Source organism: Bacillus sp. FSL W8-0519 (genome assembly GCF_038005585.1).
Classification (GTDB): domain Bacteria; phylum Bacillota; class Bacilli; order Bacillales; family Bacillaceae_G; genus Bacillus_A; species Bacillus_A paranthracis.
Genome location: NZ_JBBOTL010000001.1, coordinates 5,003,430 through 5,024,447 on the forward strand (window position 1 = coordinate 5,003,430; position 21,018 = coordinate 5,024,447).

Sequence of the window (21,018 nt, forward strand, 5' to 3'; positions counted from 1 at the left end):
TTTTATTAAAATAAAACTTCCGATTGTTTTTTCTTTTTCTCTATTACAATCAGTCGTTATAAAAATCAAATGTATGTTATGCCAATTTTTCTCCTAATTAAAAAAACTAAAATGTATATACCTAATGATAATTGTAACACTTGTCTTATAACTATGACAACAATCGGCCGAATGTCTCGTTCTAAATTGAGAAAACTTTTTTAAAAAATCTATTTTCAGCAAAAAAGCGCAGCCATTTCGGCTGCGCTTTTGAATTATTATTTAGTTTCAATTAAACCATATTTCCCATCTTTACGGCCATATACAACGTTAGTTTCATTTGTATCAGCATTTGTGAAGACGAAGAAATTATGTCCTAGCATATCCATTTGTAGGATTGCCTCTTCAACGTCCATCGGTTTTAAATCGAATCGTTTTGTACGTACAAGTTCTAGTTCATCCTCTTCTACCTCATCCAGAACAGCTACTGCTTCTGGAAGGATAAAGTTCGTTTTCATAGAACCTTTCTCACGTAACTTACGATTTACTTTTGTTTTATGTTTACGAATTTGTCGCTCAAGTTTATCAACTACTAAATCGATAGCAGCGTACATATCGCTATTAGTTTCTTCTGCACGAAGTAATAAATCAGTAAATGGAATTGTTACCTCGACACGTTGCTTGTCAGAGTATACTTTTAAATTAACTTTAATCTCTGGGAATGTATCAAAATAACGCTCTAACTTACTTAGTTTTTTCTCTACATATTCCTTTAATGCTGGAGTTACTTCAATATTTTCACCACGAATGTTGAATTTCATAGATGAATTCCTCCTTTCAAGCCTATGTACTATAATTTCGACACCGGCTTAAAAACTCCTTCTAACTTTTTTAAAAAAATTAGTGGAATTGCGATTTTTTTATCGTTTTTTGTTGAAATGAAAAGATGCATCGTTTCTATCTTTATTTTATCCTATTAACATCGTGAATAACGAATATAACTGTGGACAATTCGTTACAGAAAAGAAACAACTTTTTGACAACTCATTTTATAACAAAAACCCCTTGCAAAAAAACAAGAGGTTCTACCATATATATAACGTTGCCACAAGCGCAGCTTTCTCTTCCCAAAAACAATATACCTACAGTTTTACAACATTAGCTGCTTGCGGTCCACGTGCTCCCTCTACAATATCAAACTCAACTTGTTGCCCTTCTTCCAATGACTTATATCCATCTTGTTGAATAGCAGAAAAATGAACAAACACATCATCACCGTCTTCACGCTCAATAAACCCAAATCCCTTTTCTGCATTGAACCATTTTACTCTTCCTTGCATGTTCATTCCATTCCCTTCACTCTAAAAATCAGGGCATTTGCCCCATAATTTCACTATAACGAATGACAACTTACGAAGTCAAAGAAGACTTATCGTCTTTTTATTATCTCTTTCGACAGTTACAGATCAACTTCTACAGAGCGTCAAACTAGAAACTTCGCTTGCTCCTTTATCATAGAAAAGACTTCCAATTTGTCTCACTGTAATTCCTGTCGTATATACATCATCAACAAGTAAAATATGTTGACCATGAAACATCTCTTCTCTCTGAAAATAAAAAGGATTACTTCCCGAAAGCCTTTCTTTACGCGACTTCTTACTTTGCTTTTCTGTTTCCTTCCTTCTTAATGATGAATAAAAATTTTTGACAGGCAAACAAGCTGCTAATAACTCTGCTTGATTAAAACCTCGTTCATATTCCCGTTCCCTACTAAGCGGAACAGCAATAACAGTTGAAACGTCCGTAAAATACTTTTGAAATAACTCCCGAAAAGATTGATAAAAAATACGAACTAACTCCGCATCACCTCGAAACTTAAATTGCGCTAGTATACCTTTCATATCATCATTGTACACGTACAACGAACGATTTTTAAAAGGACGATATCCTTCCTCATTCCTCCATCTTACACAGTCCATGCAAATGTCATTTTCTTTATATCGAGTAGGTAAGTCATCTAAAGGACGACCACAATCCATGCAAATTCCTCCTATAATATAGGAAAGTTTTTGCTCACATCTATCACATACATATTTTTTTGGGGACTTTACAAAAAAGGTGTACCAACTAACTGTTTCCACCATATATTCATCACAAAGTAAACAATGCATTAACCGATCAATCCTTGTTCTTTCGCATTTTTGTTCATACTTTGAATATGTTTTTTCGCGCGTACCATTGCCTCTGTCTTACCGTAATGAAAATACATAACCTCACCATATGGCTCTTCAAAACTACGCCCCGCTCGGCCTGCAATTTGTACGAGCGCACTCTCTGAAAAAATTTCTTCTTCAGCTCCTAACACAGCCACTTGTAAGTTCTTCACAGTTACTCCTCTTTCTAAAATTGTCGTTGTAACTAATAACGGAATGTCTCCCTTTCTGAAAGATGCTACTTTTTCTTTTCTCATCGAATCTTCTGCATGCACGCCATCGATTCTATTATCCAACCCTTTCAACAACTGACTTATTTCTTCTATATATCGCACATGAGGAACAAATAAAAAAATAGGATACTTTTTGTTTAAGTTCATTTTTAACCATTGTAGTAACACACGAGGAATTTTTTTATGATGGAGGCTTTTCTTCCAATTTCCGCACCAACTAAATAGAGGAACTGGTAACGGGTGACGATGGTATCTTCCCGAAACAATGATACCTTTTTGTTTCCCTCTTCTGAAATTACGCTTCCACTTTTCATCAGGGGTTGCAGTTAAATAAATACGCGCTGCTTTCTCTTTCATTGCTTGCCTAACTGCATACTGTAACATTTGATCTGCATGATACGGGAAGGCATCAATCTCATCTACAATCATCACATGAAACGCTCTATAGTAACGTAACAGTTGGTGAGTCGTTGCAACGACTAACGCTGCATCTTTTTTATGATCTACACTCCCTCCGTATAAAGCAGCTACAGTTATACTTGGAAACACTTCTTGTAATCTCGGCGCTAATTCCAGTACAACGTCAGTCCTTGGCGTTGCGATACAAACTCTTTCTCCTTTTTGGAGCGCCTCTTCTATACCGTAAAATAACATTTCTGTTTTTCCAGCCCCGCACACAGCCCAAATAAAAAAAGATTCTTTCTGCTTAATCGCTTCTATAACTCCTTGCGCCGCCAACTCCTGACCAATCGATAAAGCCCCATTCCACTGTAATGGATTTAGCTCCCTGTCTCCGTTTCTTTCATGAATCCCGCGAACAAGTACAGCACATTCACTAACTCTCCCCATCGTGATACACTTCCGGCAATACGCGCATGCTTTACCGCACCTTTTACATAAAAATGATGCAAATAGCCGCTGCTCTATATTTCCGCAGCGCTGACATATATATTTAGAAGTATTCTTCGTTATACCTTGTACACATACAACCTCTCCCCTCTTTTTCAAATCACTTAATTCTCTCCGTAAATCTGAAGAGAGTTCTTCTAATAGCAACTGTTTTCCAGCAAGTATTAGCAATCACCTCCAGCACTACTATAAGCCTTTCTTATAATCTCGTAAAAACGCAAAAAAGCCGATAACCTACTTATAAAATAGTAAGCTATCGACTTTATACACGTTTTTTATTCAATTATAATCCTATAATCTACCGTAACCTAAGAAATGTTTTTGGTTGTAAGAGCTATTTACGCTACCGTAAGTAACACCTGTTGATTCATCAGCAGCATGAATCATTTGACCGCCACCAATATAAATACCAACGTGAGATACGCCTGTTCTGTAAGTACCTTGTAAGAAGATAAGATCTCCTGGTTTTGCTTCAGATGCGCTAATCTTTTGTACAGAGTTCCATAAACCTCTAGTATCTTGACGACCTAAACCGTAAACATAAGAGATTAAACCACTGCAGTCAAATCCACCATTTGAAATTGACGCACTACCCCATACGTATTTTAAACCTACTAAGCCTTTAGCTTTTTCAACAACATCTTGTCTTCCGCCACCATTGTCAGCTGGTACTACTGGGGCTGGTGTTGCTTTTTTCTCTTCTTTTTTCTTAGGCTCTTCTTTTTTATCTTGTCCGTCATTGTTTGCTGGAGCTGCTGGCTCTGCTTGTGTTTGTGCTGGCTGAGCTGGAGCCTGTGACGGTTGTGCTGGAGCTTGCGCTTGTGCTTGTTGTGCAGCTTGTTCTGCTTGTTTTTGAGCAGCAACTTCTTGTGCTGCTTTTTCTTGTGCTTCTTTTTCAGCAATTTGCTGTAATTTTAATGCCTGTTGTTCAAGCTCCTTCAATTGTTCTTCCGTACTTGTCATTGAAGTTACAACTGTATCCATTTTACCGCTTAAATCGTTTACTGCCGCTGCTTTTTTCGCTTTTTCAACATCAAGTTCTTTTTTAGCAGTTTCAATTTGAGCTTGTGCTTCTTTTAATTCTTTTTGCTTTGTTTTTACCGTTTCAACATCTTTTTTCACGTTCGCTTGATCTTCTTGTTGTGTTTTCATGATGTCTTCGTCAGACTCAAGAATTTTAGAAACTGAATTTAAACGATCAACTAAATCTGCAAGATTTTTAGAGTTTACAAGAACTTCTGTTACAACGTTTGTGTTTGGTTGCTCTTGAAGTGCAACTAAACGTTTTCTTAATAACTCCTCACGTTTTGCAATTTTCGTTTGTAATTCTGCAATATCTTTATTTTTCTTTTCGATTAATTGCTCAGTGTCCGCAACTTTTTTCGTTGTTTCATCAAGCTTTGCAGCATTCTCTTGAACAGACTTATCTAAACCTTGAATTGTTTTGTTTAAGTCATTCATTTGTTTTTGTAATTCATCACGTTCTTGTTGTTGTTTATGTAAAGTGTCATTTTGTGTATTAATTTGTGATTTCACGTCAGAAATTTTATCTTCAGCAAATACATTTGGTGTTAGTCCTGAAAACATTAACCCTGCCACTAATGCGCAAGATGCCATTTTTAGCTTTTTCATTTTATTTTTTACACCGCTTTCTTTTTTCTTTTTCCGTATATAACCTATAAAATTTATACCATAATTCGGGATTTTTTTTGCTAATGTTACGCTTTTGTAAAACAAATGTAATATTATATGTAACACCATCGCAAAATATGCATATTTTTGTATATATGTGTAGAGTTTTAAAAGGTTTTTATAAGCAAAGAAAAAAACGCAAGGTTTCCCTTACGTTTTATTAAATATACTAATACGGATGAAATCAAAACGTTATTTCATCCATTTCTCAGCCCAATTTTGGACTTCATCCATAACACTTTCTAACGCTTTTCCCTTGTCCGTTAAGCCGTACTCGATTCGAACTGGTACTTCTGGATAAACATTACGAACTACAATGCCTTCGCTTTCCAATTCCTTTAAACGCTCTGATAACATACGATCGCTCATATTCGGTATAATATCTGCGATTTCTCTAAAACGTTTTGACTCTTCCAGCAAAGATTTAATAATTAAGCCAGTCCATTTCTTACTAAGCAAAGTAAAAGCTGACTCAAACTTTGGACATAAACAAGAATTATGCTCCATATGTTTCACCTCTCTTCTATTATAATATAGTTTCTTGTAAAAAGTAAGTTATAAAACTTTCCTCATTATTTTATTTTACGTACATTTTACCATTTCCAAATATTAACTTGTCAACTTCACGTAAAATATCCGTAAAAAAACCCTCTTCCGAAAGAGAGCTTTTTATATCTTTATTACTTCGTATACCATCCAAGACCTAATGCACCTTCACCTAAATGCGTTCCAATTACAGCACCGAAATAACCTGTGCGGATTGTAACATGAGGATATTTTGCTTCTAATTCTGCCTTCCATTCATTCGCTTCCTCTTCACGTTGTGCATGAATGATAACTGCTTCCATAGGTACACCTTTACTTGCTTGCTCATCAAAAATTTCAATGATACGTTTTAACGCTTTTTTACGCGTACGAATCTTTTCAAACGGGATAATGATTTTGTCTCTAAAATATAAAACCGGCTTTACTTGTAACAGACTACCGATGAAAGCTTGCGCACTATTTAATCGGCCTCCACGTTGTAAATGGTGTAAATCATCTACTACAAAATAAGCGTCCATCGTTTTCTTCATTTCATCAAAACGGGCGATAATCTCTTTTGGATCCTTCCCTTCGCTTGCTAGCTTTGCACCTTCACGCACGTAGAATCCTTGTACTTCACAACTAATTTCAGAGTCGTACGTATATACATCAATACCCTCTACCATTTGACCAGCTGTCGTTGAAGTTTGATATGTACCACTAATCCCACTTGAAAGATGAATGCTAATAACTGCATCATAATCCTTAGATAATTCTTCATATAGCTCAACAAACTTTCCGATTGCTGGTTGAGAAGTTTTTGGAAGTTCTTCTTGCTCACGTACTTTTACATAAAAATCATCTGCTGAAATTTCAGCTTCTTCTTGATAAGATTCCGTTCCAAACACAACGTTTAATGGAATCATATATATATTGAGTTCATCACGAATATGCTTCGGTATATATGCTGTACTATCAGTAACAATAGCTGTTTTCATTTTCGTACCTGCCTTATAAAAAAGTTTTTATTTCCTAATTTTACACGAAAACTAAAAATGGTGCATCCATACATGAAAATGCGGGTTTGAAATTATACTCATCATCTCGACAAATTACAACAAAAAGGTAAAACACTCACCAAAAATTTCAGCTTATTTATAAAAAATGTTTGAATATAAAAACGCCCGCTTTTAAAATGTAAAGTACTAGTCATTTTGATGGATAGGAGCGTATACAAGTGTTATTACAATATTTAACAATAAAAGACTACGGTGAACACGAAATTGTTATTCAAAAATCAAGATTCATCTGTTATGTTAGTCGTGCTACAACCGAAGAAGAGGCTCAAGAATTCATACAAAAAATCAAAAAACAAAACTGGAATGCAACACATAATTGTTCTGCTTATTTAATTGGCGAACAAGATCAAATTCAAAAAGCAAATGATGATGGTGAACCTAGCGGTACAGCTGGCGTACCTATGTTAGAGGTACTAAAAAAACGCGGTTTAAAAGATACCGTCGTTGTCGTTACCCGCTATTTTGGTGGCATCAAACTGGGCGCTGGTGGATTAATTCGCGCATATGGAAAATGTACAAGCGAAGGCATTAATCATGTCGGTGTTGTCGAGCGAAAATTAATGCGTGTTATGCAGACCGAAATTGATTACACATTACTTGGTAAAATTGAAAATGAATTACGCAATTCAAAATATGCTATTAAAGATATACATTACCTCGAAAATGTCACATTTGATACGTATGTAGAAGAAGATGGAAAACAACCATTCACGGATTGGATGATTGAATTAACAAATGGGAAATGTACAATTACAGAAGGAGATATGTTGTACTTAGAACAAGATGTTATCTAAGAATAAATACTGTATCGCCTTTAAAGATTAATGTAGTGAATTACTTTCCTACAAATGAACTAAGGAGATTATATATGGAAGAGCGTTATTATCATCTCCAAAATAGCAGAATAAAAAAGAAACGAAGAAGAAAGTTTTTCTACTTCCTTATTTTCTTATTTTTATTTGGTAGTGTAGGACTTTATATATTAAATTCCTACTCTTCTCTCATGGGGATGTATAGTGGTTTTACTCGTGAAAAATCGGATTTGAGAACCGAAGATGTAGAAATTACAAAGGAGCCTTTTACACTCCTTATTATGGGTATAGAAGATTATGCAACAGACGGCCAAAATGGTCGTACAGATTCATTAATGTTTGCGACAGTCAATCCGAAAACGCAAAAGATTTCGCTTATGAGTATTCCTCGGGATAGTCGCGTTCCAATTGTCGGAAAGAATAAAGAGGACAAAATTAACGCTGCGCATGCTTACGGCGGAGAAGAAATGGCAATCAAAACTGTCGAAGATTTTCTAAAAGTGCCTGTCGACCATTATCTTAAAATTGATTTCCAAGGCTTTAAAGGTATTGTTGATGCTGTTGGCGGTGTTACTGTTGATGTCCCCTTCGATTTTTGGGAGCGTTCAGACGTGGATTACTACAAAAAAATCGAATTTAAGCAAGGACAACAAGAATTAAATGGTGAAGAAGCACTCGCTTACGTTCGTATGCGAAAGCAAGATCCGAATGGTGACTATGGCCGGGCTGCTAGACAGAGACAATTACTAGCTGCTGTTGCTCAAAAACTAAATTCCACCTCTACCGTATTTAAAATTAAAGATTTGACAGCAGTCGTTGGAAAATATATAAAAACTGACATTCCTATTTCAGATGGCCTTGCTCTTTACAAGAAACTTTCTGGGTTTGATCCTTCCACAATACAAACACTCAAACTTGAAGGAGAAGACAAAAAAATAGGTGGTATTTATTACTTCCTTCCAGATCCAAACGGTGTTGAGGCAGTACGTAACGAAATTAAAAAAGAACTAGGAGAAAAGGTAACCACGCAAGAAAATTCAACAACAAAAACGGAATCCACTCCTTCTTCAAATTCGAACTCTAACGAGAAAGCGAAGAAAGAAACGAATCATAATCAGAACAAAACACCAACTGATCCCCCTCCTTCTACGAATGCTCATGCAGAGTGGATTATGAGAAATCAGCAATAAAACAGCCAAATCGCATGCGATTTGGCTGTTTTTTTATTTATTAAAATGTTTTAAGATTGCTTCTACAATACGCTCTGATGCGCGGCCATCACCGTACGGATTAGATGCTTTTGACATCTTATCATGAGCTTCTTTGTCTGATAACAACTCATCAGCAAGACTAAAGATTGTCTCTTCGTCTGTTCCCGCTAATTTCAACGTACCTGCTTCAATACCTTCTGGACGCTCTGTTGTATCACGAAGAACAAGAACCGGTACACCTAATGACGGAGCTTCCTCTTGTACACCACCAGAATCAGTTAGCATTAAGTATGAACGAGCTGCAACATTGTGGAAATCAATTACATCTAGCGGCTCAATTAAATGAATGCGGCCATGATCGCCTAAAATATCATTTGCAGTTTCACGAACAACAGGGTTCATATGAACCGGATACACAACTTGTACGTCTTCATGCTTATCAACAAGACGCTTAATTGCACGGAACATATTACGCATTGGCTCTCCTAGGTTTTCACGACGGTGAGCTGTCATAAGTACAAGACGATCACTTCCAAGTTTCTCTAGTACAGGATGACTATATGTTTCTTTTACAGTCGTTTTTAGTGCGTCAATCGCTGTATTTCCTGTTATGAAAATACGTGATTCATCTTTATTTTCTTTCTGTAAGTTCGTTGCTGATTTTGCTGTAGGTGAGAAATGAAGATCTGCCATTACACCTGTTAATTGACGATTCATCTCTTCTGGGTATGGAGAATATTTATCCCATGTACGAAGTCCTGCCTCGACATGACCTACTGGAATTTGATTATAGAAAGCAGCTAAGCTTGCGATAAACGTTGTCGTCGTATCACCATGTACAAGTACGATATCCGGCTTTGCTTCTTTCATTACTTTATCCAAACCTTCTAAACCACGCGTTGTAATATCGATTAAAGTTTGGCGATCCTTCATAATATTCAAATCGAAATCTGGTGTAATTCCAAAGATACTTAATACTTGGTCTAACATTTGACGATGTTGTGCTGTTACAGTCACAATCGATTCAATTTTCTCTGGATGCTTTTGCAACTCTAATACAAGAGGTGCCATTTTAATTGCTTCTGGACGTGTCCCGAAAATTGTCATTACTTTTAAACGTTCAGTCATTTCATTGCCTCTTTTCTTTCACTAGTTACAAATCCTATTATGACATATAAGAATATACATGAATACATACCTTTTTAACGAATAACGGAAAAATCCCTCTTATGAATACTTTCTCTTCCAACAGAATAATAATCTATTCCTTGTTTCTTAACATCCTCATTAGTATAACAATTTCTTCCATCAAATAAAATAGGTTCTCTCATAAGTTGTACGTACTTTCCTAACGGATACGTTCGGATAGCCTCCCATTCTGTCACGATAAAAGCCGCACTCGCTCCTCTAATCGATTCATCTATACATTCGCTATATTGTATAGCCTCTCCAAAGATATTTTTCATATTTTGAATCGCCTTCGGGTCATATAGCACTATGTCTGCACCTATATTCATTAATTCTTGTATCATAATAAGGGACGGTGCGTCTCTTATATCATCTGTATTCGGTTTAAATGCTGCTCCCAGCACTGCAATTCGCTTCTTGTTCATATTTATTACTTTCTTCGCTTTCTCAATCAATAATAGCTGTTGTTTATTATTTACTTCAATGACGGCTTTTAACAAACGAAAATCATGTGCCACATTCCCTGCAATTTGCACAAGCGCTTTCGTATCTTTCGGAAAACACGATCCCCCGTAACCAATGCCCGCATTTAAAAAAGACGACCCAATTCTCTTATCCATTCCCATTCCTTTTGCAACATCTAATACATTAGCTCCTACCTTCTCACATATATTTGAAATTTCATTGATAAAACTAATTTTTGTCGCTAAAAAGGCATTCGATGCGTATTTAATCATCTCTGCACTTTTTATATCTGTAACATACGTTTGCAAATGTAATTTACTATATAAATTCTCAACTTTTCGCGCCGCTTCCTCATTATCAGCTCCAATTACAATACGATCTCCCTGAAAAAAATCGTAAATCCCTGAACCCTCCCGTAAAAATTCGGGATTCGATACAATATGTAATTCATGCCTATTTTGTAATGTCTCCTCAATCCATCCCCTCATAGCACCATTCGTCCCTACAGGAACAGTACTTTTTGTAACAACAATAATGTCTTTAGTCGCATATGCTCCAATATCAAAACATGCATTTTGAATATATGTTAAATCTGCTGTCCCATCTAATAACGATGGCGTTCCAACTGCAATAAATATAAATTCTGCATCATGAAATGCTTCTTCTTTACTTGTTGTAAAAGTTAAACGATTATTCTCACACGCATCATATATTAATTCATATAAGCCAGCTTCATAAATAGGCAGATCCCCTTGTTTTATCCGTTCAATTTTCTCATCATTTATATCAAAACATGTAACCGAATGTCCCAATACTGCCAATCCTACTCCTGTAATCAATCCAACGTATCCGGTACCTATTATCGTAATTTTCATTTCCTTTTCGCACAGGAATATACAATAGAAAATATACGAATACATAGAATTTCCCCTGTGCTTCCCCCTCTCACATTAAAAATGAGAAAACTTTTTTACTTCTTTATTATATGAATTGCTTTCTTCATTCTTTTTTAAGTTTTTGTAAAATTAAATATTGTCCATAAAACAAATAGAAATTTTACCGAGATTAAAGTTGCACATTCAGGCTTGAAAAATTCCCACATTTTAACACGGAACTTACTCATTTCTACGTGTAACACTTATAATATTGAAATAAAATTATTCGCTATTAAAGAGAAAGAGAAAATGTCATATTCCAAAGCCCAATACGATTAACCTTCTCAAACGATTCAACATTCTGTATACCATTGTCATATATTCTATCTGCTTCCATTTACCATAAAACGAAAAAAAGATTGAATTCTAATCTTTTTGTGATACCATATGTTATGAGCCTGTAAATAAACATCATAATTTTCAGATAAATATATTAAAAAAAATTACGTTAGACTATAAAAGGGTGGGGTATTAATGGACTCACAAGTGATTTATGCCATTTTGGCATCTTTCATCACTGTACTCGTCGTTACTCCTTTAGTTATTAAGTTAGCTTTTAAAATAGGAGCAACAGATAAGCCAAACGCGCGTAAAGTGCACCAAAAGATTATGCCTCGTCTTGGCGGGTTAGCAATATTTATTGGTGTGGCTGTTGGATTTGTTGTCGGTGGCTTATATGAACAAAGAATGTTATCGATAACGCTAGGTGCGATTATCATTGTAATCATCGGTATTTTAGATGATATGTACGAGTTATCTGCGAAGGTAAAATTCGGTGGACAACTATTAGTTGCCATTATGATTGTAAAAAGTGGATTATTAGTGCAAGTATTATATATTCCAATCCTCGGGGATACTGAACTTGGATGGCTTGCTTACCCAATTACAGTATTTTGGATTGTAGGTATTACAAATGCAATCAACTTAATTGACGGCTTAGATGGATTATCCGCTGGTATTTCATCTATCGTACTGGCAACGCTAGCATACATGGCCTTCACTAGCCCATGGGGTACTGGAACGGCTATCATTTTACCGCTAGCACTAATTGCACTTGCAAGTACAATTGGATTTTTATTCTACAATTTCCATCCAGCAAAAATTTTCATGGGAGATACAGGAGCACTATTTTTAGGATACTGTATTTCTGTTATATCGTTACTTGGATTATACAAAAGTGTAACGTTATTCAGCTTTATCGTTCCAGTTATCATTTTAGGCGTACCTGTATTTGATACGGCATTTGCAATTATCCGTCGTATCGTAAATAAAAAACCTATTTCAGCACCAGATAAATCGCATTTACATCACCGTTTACTTGCAATGGGCTTCTCACATCGCAAAACGGTACTAATTATATACGCGTTTGGTATCTTCTTTAGCGTAAATGCTATTATTTTTACTAGTGCAACATTATGGTTATCCATTATTCTTCTTTTCGTTTTAATCTTCTTTACAGAAATTATTGCTGAAGTAATTGGACTTGTACATGAACGTTACAAACCACTTATTTCCTTTTATAAAAAAGTGAAAAAACGCGAAGACTAATTGTAGTATAGCCTTTACTATTATGGAATATTCAAATAGCATCCTCTTTCTTATAAGAGGATGCTATTTTTTATTCATTATTTTACATTTCCAAAATATAGCTTGTTTGAGAGTTCCACTATTGGAGAAAGATATACATAATAAGAAAAGGATTATATTTTCTTTTTTACATCTTGATTGTCAAACTGAGGGTGAATGTTATGATCAAGCGAGTATTTCAATACATTATTTTATTTTTAACGATTACTATGTACGCGTCATCTCATGCAGGAGCGACTACCATTCCCCCTGCTGAACATCATCCAAATACCGAAACTACCTCTTCTACCAAAAAAATCGCGTACTTAACATTTGATGACGGACCAAACAAATATACTACGCAAATTTTAAACATCTTAAAAGAAAAGAACGGAAAAGCAACTTTCTTTGTTATTGGTGGAAAAGTGCCACATTATAAAAAGACAATGCAACGATTAATTAAAGACGGACATTATATCGGGCTTCACAGTATGTCACATGATGTAAAACGCCTTTACACCGGTGATCCATCTGCCTTAATTACAGAGATGGAACAAACACAAAGCATCGTTCAGCAAGTTACAAAATTAAATTCACATCTCGTTCGTGTCCCGTATGGTAGCATGCCTTATTTAAAAAAAAATTACCGTGATGCACTTGTATCAGCCCAGTATAAAATGTGGGATTGGACAATCGATACATACGACTGGAAAAGCTATGATAACCCTTCTGCCATACTAGAAAGGGTACGTAATCAGAGCGATGAACAAGTCGAAGTAATTTTAATGCATGATTCGAGTGTAACCGTACAAATACTGCCACAAGTAATTGATTACTTACAGTCACAAGGATACAAGCTTCTTCCCTATAATCCATCTTCTCATCTCGAAGTAAACTTTTGGAAAGACACAAGATTGTAACAGCTTTAGTGCCTATGTGCTAAGGCTGTTTTATTTTTCTCTTCCCACCCTTCCCATTTTTGTGTAAAATTTTAAATAGTGATGAAGTTTCGAGGTGAATAGAAATGAAACGAATAGATCTCATTTTTAACGCAATACAAAAAAGCAATTATACAGAAGGTGTAACTGCATCAGAACTCGCTACCCTGTTGCAGCTAGATCGAGCCAATGTAAGTAGCGACTTAAACAAACTCGTAAAAGATAAACGTTTATTAAAAACAAATACGCGTCCTGTTCGTTTTTATATAGAAACGAACACTTCGTTGGAAACGCATTCAAAAGAAGCAACTTCATTAGATACATTTGCAGTTGAAAATACGAGCCTTAAAATCGCAATCGAAAAAGCGAAAGCTTCTATTCTCTATCCTCCAAACGGTATGCATACTTTACTGCTCGGAGAAACAGGCGTCGGAAAATCCATGTTTGCTTCTTTAATGCACGAATATGCAATTGAAGTTGAACAGCTTCCTAAAAATGCACCATTTATCGTCTTTAACTGTGCTGATTATGCAAATAACCCACAGCTACTACTCGGGCAATTATTTGGAATTAAAAAAGGAGCGTATACAGGGGCAAGTGATCAAAAAGGGTTAATTGAAAAAGCACATGAAGGGATCCTTTTCTTAGATGAGGTACATCGCCTTCCTCCAGAGGGACAAGAAATGCTTTTCACCTTTATTGACCGCGGAGTATATCGCCGCCTTGGAGAAACAGAAAACGAACGTAAAGCACAAGTATTGATCATTACTGCAACAACAGAAGAACCAAATTCATTTTTATTAAAAACATTTACAAGACGTATACCAATGACTGTCACGCTGCCACCACTTCGTGAGCGTACACATAAAGAACGTTTTGCTTTACTGCAACTATTTTTCACAAATGAAGCAATTCGCTTGCGAAAAGAAATTCACGTTAGCCCAAATGCAATGCGTGCTTTCGTCTTTTACAATTGTCCCAATAACATCGGCCAATTAAAAACGGATGTACAAATTGCCTGTGCGAAAGCCTATTCTGACTTCGTGACAAAGAAACGTGATTCTGTCTATGTTTCAAGCACAGACTTACCTTGGTATATGAAAGAAGGACTATTCATTGAAAGAAAGAGCCGTCATCTATACCAAATACCGAATGAAACATTTATATTTACAGGTGATGAAGGTTGGAGTAATCATAAAATAGAAAATGAAAAACAGTCTTCTATTTACGATTATATTGACTATAAATATGAAGAACTTCAAGCTCGTGGTATTGAAGAGGAAGAATTAGAATTACTAATAGAAAATGATATTCAAAGCTTTTTCGTACAATATTTTAACCAAATGTCAAAAAAGACAAGTCATGAAAATGTTTTTAAAATTGTAGATCGTAATATCGTTTCCGTTTGTGAAAAAATTGCTGAACTTGCTGAAAAACATTTATCCAAAACGTTCGATGAAAAAGTATTTCTCGCTTTAAGTTTACATGTACAGACAACTCTACAACGTTTACAGGCCGGAAAACAAATTCATCACCCGCAATTAAATCAAATTCGTACGAAATATAAAGAAGCTTTTTCCGTAGCTATGCAATGCATTCAACTACTGGAAGACGAATTACAAATAACAATGCCTATCGATGAAGCAGGCTTTTTAACAATGTTCTTCGTTGTTGATCCAATTCCTGCCTCACAAACAGAAGTAAAAGTATTAATATTAGCGCACGGCAACGGCATAGCAACAGAAATGGCAAACGTCGCAAATGAACTGCTCGGCATTGACGAAGTAACCGGTATCGATATGCCGTTACATGAATCGCCGAAAGATTTCTTAGAGCGTGTGAAAGTGTATATGAAAACACTCCAAAATGTAAACGGGCTTCTCTTACTCGTTGATATGGGATCTCTCGCTTATATTGGTGATATATTAGAAACTGAGTTCAAAATTCCAGTGCGTGTTCTTTCCATGACAAGCACTCCACATGCACTAGAAGCGGCTCGAAAAGCTCAGCTTGGCTACTCGTTAGATGCATTATATGAAACGGTGAAGAACTTAACACCGTTTTACTTAAACGTACAAGAAGAAAAGAAAAAACCACTATCACCAATGAAATCTGTTATTTTGACAGCTTGTTTAACTGGGGAAGGCAGTGCTTTAGCTATTCAAAAAATGTTGGAGAACTATTTACGATTTGACAAAGACTTAATTGAAATCATTCCGATTAGTATCGTCCATGAAAAAGATTTAACGAAAATGATTGAGAACATAAAAAAAGAGCGGAATATCATTTGTATTGTTACGAATTTTGATGTGCAAGTGCCATGCTTAACGTATCATTTCCAAGACATTGTAAACTACACAGCGATTCAGCCAATTCAAGAATTAATTACGTACGAAGAAACATATGCAAAAATGGCTGATATTCTTGAACAACAAATGCAGCGTAACGACGGAGCATTACTTATCAAAACAATTCGTTACGCATTAAATACAATTCAAGAATTAATTTCCTTACAGCTAACTCCTGACAGTTTAATGGGTGTTATTCTGCATATGAGCTGTATGGTTGACCGTCTTCAAAAGGGAGAAAGCCTTCTCCCTCATCCAGATAAAGAGAAACGAAGACAAGATGAATACTGGATGTATATGAAAGTAAAAAAAGCATTGCAGCCAATTGAAAATACATTTGAAATACAAATACCTGATGACGAAGTGTTTTATGTTATGGACTTCTTCATTAAAAATCAGCCTCTAAAAAATTAATCGTGGCAGTTTTTTAGTATATCCATCTTAACTCAGATTTTATCGGCGATTTTCAAAATATATCAGCGCAACTCAGGTTTTATCGGCGATTTTCAAAATATATCAGCGCAACTCGAGTTTTATCAGCGATTTTTCTAATATATCGATTTACCGTCAATAATCGCTAAAATTCGCACCTTATAACAGAAAAGGCTGTTCAATATGAACAGCCTTTTTGCTACTTCTTTACTTTCCTAATTCTCCCCCTTATTTCACCCTTCTTATGGGACTTCGTATAAACATTTACATATACATTCGCCTGAATGATTTCTTGCAGTAAGCTATCAAACGCTCGCCCCTGTAAAGGCCCTTCAAAATCCCCCACATTAACTACACCAGTGACGACTCCTTCATTAACACTAATACCTTGCTTTAATGGACCAAATAAACTTAAAACAATTGGACCAATTTGATTTGCTTTCCCTAAATGAATTTGGCATGATGTAACTTTTTCGATGTTTTTCAATATGACCCGATATTGCAACTTCTTTAAATCCTCACTAAATATAAACTCTGCTACGCCATAAGCTTCTGTATTTACAGGAGGTATTTCCCTCTTACCTGTTAACCTCGCAAAGAAATGTGTTGTCATACGGGCATTCTCCTTATATAAATTTCCCAGCACTACTTCTACTACTTTATGGTTTATACATAATCATTTATGACTTTTTCAAGTGTTAATTACGAAGAAAAGATTCACATAATCTTTACATTAGAATCGTTCCTTTTGCTTTACTACCTCTTGTATAATGCACTTAGAAAAACATTCTAGGAGGTCGTTTTGGAAAATAACAAATACACTTTTCACACATTATTAGAGATTTTTCTCGTCTCATTTAAATTAGGACTTACTTCGTTTGGTGGCCCCGTCGCCCATCTTGGGTATTTCCACCACGAATATGTACAAAAAAGAAAATGGATGGATGAACGAATCTATGGAGATTTAGTAGCACTATGTCAATTCCTCCCTGGTCCTGCTAGTAGCCAAGTCGGTATGGGCGTTGGATTATTAAGGGGCGGACTATTAGGAGCTATTATTTCATGGATTGGATTCACTTTACCGTCTGTGCTTGTTTTAGTTTTCTTCGCCTCATTCCTTAATCAGTTCGACCTTGGAAGTACTGGCTGGATTCATGGACTAAAACTTGTAGCAGTCGCTATTGTCGCTCATGCCATATGGGGAATGGCGCAAAAATTAACGCCAGACCGAAATCGTGCGACGATTGCAATTGCAACTGCCTCAATCGCCCTATTATGGCCAAGTAGCTGGACACAAGTCACTCTCATTATCATATCTGGCTTTATCGGCTGGCTTTTATATCGCAACGAACCAATTAGTCAATCTCAACATATAAAAGTACCTATTTCAAAAAAGATAGCAGTTTCTTGTCTCGTCTTATTCTTCGGACTATTACTACTGCTACCAATATTAAGACCGTTCTCTTATTACATCGCTTTATTTGATAGTTTCTATCGCTCTGGCGCACTTGTATTTGGAGGCGGCCACGTCGTCCTCCCCCTTCTTGAAGGTGAGTTCGTACAAAACGGAATGATGACGAAAGAACAATTCCTAGCTGGATACGGATTAACACAAGCAATGCCAGGACCACTATTTACATTCGCCTCTTATATAGGAGCAGTGTTAAACGGGACGCTTGGTGCCATACTTGCAACAATTGCGATCTTTCTTCCTGCTTTCTTACTCGTTATTGGTGTTTTACCCTTTTGGAACAGTGTGAGAAAAATATCTTTCATACAAGGCGCACTACTTGGAGTCAATGCGGCCGTTGTCGGTATTTTAATTGCCGCTTTTTATGATCCGATTTGGACAAGCACGATTATGAACGCTGTAGATTTTGTTTTTGCATCTCTTCTATTTTGCTTGCTCGCTTTTTGGAAAACACCACCTTGGGTTATCGTTATACTTGGAGCCTTTGGCGGATATATTCTATCCATTTTGTAAATAAAAAAAGACGGCATAATGTAGCCGTCTTTTTTCTATTAAAACTTTATAAGCTCTATTCCTTCAGGCAACTCACTCTCTGTTAAAATACGCAATTCTTTCACGCGATCCATTACGTAAGAAGAACGCTTCACAAGCTCTGGGTCAATATAAGCTGGATGAACCATAATTTCTACCGTTTGTTCACCTTGTACTCTTTCTTTTAACTTCACGAAGTAATCTTCCGTCACACCATCTGCGTAAAAATCACTGTAAAATACGTCAGAAAATGGGCGTACTGCTCGCTCTTCTTCACAACGACGAATTGGAACATTATATTTAACAGCTAACCTTTCAAGAACATCGTGCAAAATTGGCAATCCATGCACGTGATGATGACTATCTAAATGAGTTGGTTTTAATCCGTAAGATAGGAATTTCTCAATTTGAGCAGTCCACTCTCTCTCAACTTCCTCTGGATTTACTTTCCCTTCCCATACGACACTTTGTTTATGAAACAATCCATCGCTACTTACAAGTGACGGTACATCTCCAAGAAGCGGTTTCCCTGCCGTTAATACGAGATGTACGCCTACCCCTAACGTTTTATACTCTTTTGCTAAGCGTACCGCATGCTCTGTTCCTGGCATATTCATCATCATCGTCGTTGAATTTACAAGTCCATTTATATGTCCATCAATAATGCCGTAATTTGTACCTTCTGTAAGACCGAAATCATCTGCATTTACAATTAATTTAATCATCATAATACCTCCTAATAGAATAAAAAAAGCGGGCTAAATAGCGCCGCTTTTATTTCTCTACCTTTTTGAAGAACTGCGGAAGATATTCTTTATGCGCTTCCAACATTTCATCTAAAATTTGTTTTGCCACTTTATCTGATGGTACAAGTGGGTTAATTGTCATAGCAAGCAGCGCTTTATGATAATCCCCTGTAACAGCAGCTTCAATTGTTGTGCGCTCGAATGATTTAATTTGTTGTACTAAACCGCGAACTGGTACCGGAAGATCTCCAACTGCAATTGGTTTTGGACCTTCTTTCGTAATAATACAGTTCACTTCAACAGCCGAATCATGTGGCAAGCTTGCAATTGTTCCGTTGTTTCGTGTATTAACAGGCTGGATATCACCTTTATTATTATAAATAGACGTAATTAAGCTACATGCTGCGTCACTATAATAAGCGCCTCCACGTTTTTCTAATTGTGGTGGTTTAATATCTAAATTCGGGTCTTTATATAACTCGAATAAATCATCTTCTAATTGTTTTACTACTTCTGCACGTGTACCTTTTTCAACAGAAGCTTCTTTCTCTTCTTCTAGCATTTCACGTGTTTTGTAGTAGTAACGATGGTATGGACATGGAATTGCACGAAGGCCGCGAATAAAGTCTGGCTCCCAGTTAAGCGCAGCGATATTTTCCATCGTAATTTGCTTTTCTGGATCTGTTACAAGTTCTAACACACGATCCATTACACTTACGCCATCTAAGTATACGTCTAATCCATATACCATGTGATTTAAACCTGCAAAATCAACGTGAACACGACTTGCATCTACTTCAAGCAATTTTGCAAGACCCATGCGGATTCCGATTGGAACGTTACATAGACCAACTACTCTTTGAATATTTGTATAACGAAGAACAGCTTCTGTTACCATACCAGCTGGATTTGCAAAGTTAATTAACCATGCATTCGGACAAAGCTCCTCCATATCCTTACAAATATCTAAAATAACAGGAATCGTTCTCAATGCTTTGAATAAACCACCAGGACCATTCGTTTCCTGACCGATTACATCATATTTTAACGGGATTGCTTCATCTTTTGCGCGAGCTTCTAATAAACCTACGCGAAGCTGCGTCGTTACGAAGTCAGCATCTTTTAATGCTTCGCGACGATCAAGCGTTAAATGTACCTCAATTGGTAAACCAGATTTTTTTACCATACGTTTCGCTAAGTTACCAACGATTTCTAACTTTTCTTTTCCTGCCTCAATATCTACTAACCAAATTTCACGAACAGGAAGCTCATCATAACGTTTAATAAATCCTTCAATTAACTCTGGTGTATAACTAGATCCACCGCCGATTGTAGCAATTTTAATTCCAGTCATGCTTTATTCCCCTTTCGCTTCTAACTTTTTATAAAGGTCAATAAACTCTGCTGCTAATTCTTTTACTGTAATCGCATTCATTAAATGATCTTGTGCGTGAATTAAAAGAACACTAACCTCTGTTTTTTCTCCTCTTGCTTCTGATTGTATGAGCTCTGTTTGGAAATGATGCGCTTCATTAATCGCTTCTTTCGCCTTTACCATCGCTTCATCAGCCTCTGCCATTTTCCCCTGTTTGGCAAATTGAAGTGCCTCCATCGCAAAGCTTCGTGCATTACCACTATTTAAAATCAATTGGAATGGAATTTGTTCTGCTGTAGTCATCATAATTACCGCCCTCTCTATTATCGTTCAACCGACTTACATACCCCTTCAGTTTGAACATTTCTAT

The 21,018-nt window shown here is 36.3% G+C and carries 19 protein-coding genes; 6 read left to right on the top strand and 13 right to left on the bottom strand.

Annotated features, from left to right (window positions below; all coding sequences use genetic code 11):
- Positions 1-257 precede the first annotated feature (257 nt).
- The 7 genes from hpf to NST14_RS26405 form a co-directional block, all read right to left on the bottom strand.
- Positions 258-800 (bottom strand): ribosome hibernation-promoting factor, HPF/YfiA family, encoded by a 543-nt coding sequence (hpf, locus tag NST14_RS26375; protein WP_000671190.1) that lies wholly within the window; start codon positions 798-800, stop codon positions 258-260.
- Between the two features lie 321 nt (positions 801-1,121).
- Positions 1,122-1,319 carry a cold shock protein CspC gene (cspC, locus tag NST14_RS26380; RefSeq protein WP_001162041.1) on the bottom strand — a complete coding sequence of 66 codons (198 nt, stop codon included), beginning with the start codon at positions 1,317-1,319 and terminating at the stop codon, positions 1,122-1,124.
- 126 nt (positions 1,320-1,445) lie between these two features.
- Positions 1,446-2,150, bottom strand: coding sequence for a ComF family protein (locus NST14_RS26385; RefSeq protein WP_001998620.1), 705 nt, complete (start codon positions 2,148-2,150; stop codon positions 1,446-1,448).
- Positions 2,150-3,499, bottom strand: a complete 1,350-nt coding sequence (gene comFA / locus NST14_RS26390; RefSeq protein ID WP_229143202.1) for an ATP-dependent helicase ComFA — start codon at positions 3,497-3,499, stop codon at positions 2,150-2,152. The genes NST14_RS26385 and comFA overlap by 1 nt, the downstream gene beginning before the upstream one ends.
- 126 nt (positions 3,500-3,625) lie before the next feature.
- Positions 3,626-5,071: a C40 family peptidase gene (locus tag NST14_RS26395; protein ID WP_000499501.1), complete on the bottom strand. Its 1,446-nt coding sequence runs from the start codon at positions 5,069-5,071 to the stop codon at positions 3,626-3,628.
- 147 nt (positions 5,072-5,218) lie between these two features.
- Positions 5,219-5,533, bottom strand: a complete 315-nt coding sequence (locus NST14_RS26400) for a winged helix-turn-helix transcriptional regulator (protein WP_000400857.1) — start codon at positions 5,531-5,533, stop codon at positions 5,219-5,221.
- 173 nt (positions 5,534-5,706) lie between these two features.
- A complete protein-coding gene (locus NST14_RS26405) occupies positions 5,707-6,549 on the bottom strand; it encodes a DegV family protein (protein WP_000844764.1) in 843 nt (280 codons plus the stop codon).
- 239 nt (positions 6,550-6,788) lie between these two features.
- Between NST14_RS26405 and NST14_RS26410 the strand changes: the two genes are divergently transcribed.
- Together NST14_RS26410 and NST14_RS26415 are read left to right on the top strand one after the other, a co-directional pair.
- Positions 6,789-7,424: a YigZ family protein gene (locus tag NST14_RS26410; RefSeq protein ID WP_000926683.1), complete on the top strand. Its 636-nt coding sequence runs from the start codon at positions 6,789-6,791 to the stop codon at positions 7,422-7,424.
- Positions 7,425-7,498: 74 nt separating this feature from the next.
- The gene (locus tag NST14_RS26415) at positions 7,499-8,632 is read left to right on the top strand and encodes an LCP family protein (protein WP_341119253.1); all 1,134 of its coding nucleotides are present in this window, start codon (positions 7,499-7,501) and stop codon (positions 8,630-8,632) included.
- Positions 8,633-8,665: 33 nt separating this feature from the next.
- Here the strand turns inward: NST14_RS26415 and wecB are convergent, their stop codons facing one another.
- Complete coding sequence (gene wecB / locus NST14_RS26420; protein WP_000140134.1) at positions 8,666-9,781, bottom strand: non-hydrolyzing UDP-N-acetylglucosamine 2-epimerase; 1,116 nt, start codon at positions 9,779-9,781, stop codon at positions 8,666-8,668.
- Between the two features lie 74 nt (positions 9,782-9,855).
- Positions 9,856-11,226 (bottom strand): UDP-glucose dehydrogenase family protein, encoded by a 1,371-nt coding sequence (locus tag NST14_RS26425; protein WP_000287648.1) that lies wholly within the window; start codon positions 11,224-11,226, stop codon positions 9,856-9,858.
- Between the two features lie 489 nt (positions 11,227-11,715).
- Between NST14_RS26425 and NST14_RS26430 the strand changes: the two genes are divergently transcribed.
- The 3 genes from NST14_RS26430 (at position 11,716) to NST14_RS26440 (ending at position 16,507) form a co-directional block, all read left to right on the top strand.
- The gene (locus tag NST14_RS26430) at positions 11,716-12,789 is read left to right on the top strand and encodes a glycosyltransferase family 4 protein (protein ID WP_000378309.1); all 1,074 of its coding nucleotides are present in this window, start codon (positions 11,716-11,718) and stop codon (positions 12,787-12,789) included.
- Positions 12,790-12,989: 200 nt separating this feature from the next.
- The gene (locus tag NST14_RS26435) at positions 12,990-13,727 is read left to right on the top strand and encodes a polysaccharide deacetylase family protein (protein WP_000597163.1); all 738 of its coding nucleotides are present in this window, start codon (positions 12,990-12,992) and stop codon (positions 13,725-13,727) included.
- A gap of 104 nt (positions 13,728-13,831) precedes the next feature.
- Positions 13,832-16,507, top strand: coding sequence for a PRD domain-containing protein (locus NST14_RS26440; RefSeq protein ID WP_046198054.1), 2,676 nt, complete (start codon positions 13,832-13,834; stop codon positions 16,505-16,507).
- A 217-nt stretch (positions 16,508-16,724) separates the two neighbouring features.
- On the opposite strand, the gene exsM is transcribed toward NST14_RS26440, so the two are convergent.
- Entirely contained in the window at positions 16,725-17,138 is a 414-nt protein-coding gene (gene exsM, locus NST14_RS26445) for an exosporium regulatory protein ExsM (protein WP_000207029.1), read from the bottom strand.
- 189 nt (positions 17,139-17,327) lie between these two features.
- Here exsM and NST14_RS26450 point away from each other — a divergent pair, with 189 nt between their 5' ends.
- Positions 17,328-18,509: a chromate transporter gene (locus tag NST14_RS26450; protein ID WP_000429771.1), complete on the top strand. Its 1,182-nt coding sequence runs from the start codon at positions 17,328-17,330 to the stop codon at positions 18,507-18,509.
- A gap of 38 nt (positions 18,510-18,547) precedes the next feature.
- Here NST14_RS26450 and chbG read toward each other — a convergent pair whose 3' ends face one another.
- The 3 genes from chbG to NST14_RS26465 are packed head-to-tail and all read right to left on the bottom strand — an operon-like array spanning position 18,548 to position 20,954.
- Positions 18,548-19,252 (bottom strand): chitin disaccharide deacetylase, encoded by a 705-nt coding sequence (gene chbG, locus NST14_RS26455; RefSeq protein WP_163257848.1) that lies wholly within the window; start codon positions 19,250-19,252, stop codon positions 18,548-18,550.
- A gap of 49 nt (positions 19,253-19,301) precedes the next feature.
- On the bottom strand, positions 19,302-20,627 hold the full coding sequence (gene celF / locus NST14_RS26460; RefSeq protein ID WP_000145749.1) for a 6-phospho-beta-glucosidase: 1,326 nt from the start codon (positions 20,625-20,627) through the stop codon (positions 19,302-19,304).
- A gap of 3 nt (positions 20,628-20,630) precedes the next feature.
- Positions 20,631-20,954 (bottom strand): PTS lactose/cellobiose transporter subunit IIA, encoded by a 324-nt coding sequence (locus tag NST14_RS26465; protein WP_000989055.1) that lies wholly within the window; start codon positions 20,952-20,954, stop codon positions 20,631-20,633.
- Positions 20,955-21,018 lie beyond the last annotated feature (64 nt).

Excerpts from the sequence above, each read along its gene's own strand:
- NST14_RS26400 (WP_000400857.1), bottom strand. The coding sequence starts at position 5,533 with ATGGAGCATAATTCTTGTTTATGTCCAAAGTTTGAGTCAGCTTTTACT.
- NST14_RS26415 (WP_341119253.1), top strand. The coding sequence starts at position 7,499 with ATGGAAGAGCGTTATTATCATCTCCAAAATAGCAGAATAAAAAAGAAA.
- chbG (WP_163257848.1), bottom strand. The coding sequence starts at position 19,252 with ATGATTAAATTAATTGTAAATGCAGATGATTTCGGTCTTACAGAAGGT.
- NST14_RS26385 (WP_001998620.1), bottom strand. The coding sequence starts at position 2,150 with ATGCATTGTTTACTTTGTGATGAATATATGGTGGAAACAGTTAGTTGG.
- celF (WP_000145749.1), bottom strand. The coding sequence starts at position 20,627 with ATGACTGGAATTAAAATTGCTACAATCGGCGGTGGATCTAGTTATACA.
- exsM (WP_000207029.1), bottom strand. The coding sequence starts at position 17,138 with ATGACAACACATTTCTTTGCGAGGTTAACAGGTAAGAGGGAAATACCT.
- NST14_RS26430 (WP_000378309.1), top strand. The coding sequence starts at position 11,716 with ATGGACTCACAAGTGATTTATGCCATTTTGGCATCTTTCATCACTGTA.
- NST14_RS26465 (WP_000989055.1), bottom strand. The coding sequence starts at position 20,954 with ATGATGACTACAGCAGAACAAATTCCATTCCAATTGATTTTAAATAGT.
- NST14_RS26440 (WP_046198054.1), top strand. The coding sequence starts at position 13,832 with ATGAAACGAATAGATCTCATTTTTAACGCAATACAAAAAAGCAATTAT.
- NST14_RS26405 (WP_000844764.1), bottom strand. The coding sequence starts at position 6,549 with ATGAAAACAGCTATTGTTACTGATAGTACAGCATATATACCGAAGCAT.
- NST14_RS26435 (WP_000597163.1), top strand. The coding sequence starts at position 12,990 with ATGATCAAGCGAGTATTTCAATACATTATTTTATTTTTAACGATTACT.
- cspC (WP_001162041.1), bottom strand. The coding sequence starts at position 1,319 with ATGCAAGGAAGAGTAAAATGGTTCAATGCAGAAAAGGGATTTGGGTTT.
- NST14_RS26425 (WP_000287648.1), bottom strand. The coding sequence starts at position 11,226 with ATGTATTCGTATATTTTCTATTGTATATTCCTGTGCGAAAAGGAAATG.
- hpf (WP_000671190.1), bottom strand. The coding sequence starts at position 800 with ATGAAATTCAACATTCGTGGTGAAAATATTGAAGTAACTCCAGCATTA.
- wecB (WP_000140134.1), bottom strand. The coding sequence starts at position 9,781 with ATGACTGAACGTTTAAAAGTAATGACAATTTTCGGGACACGTCCAGAA.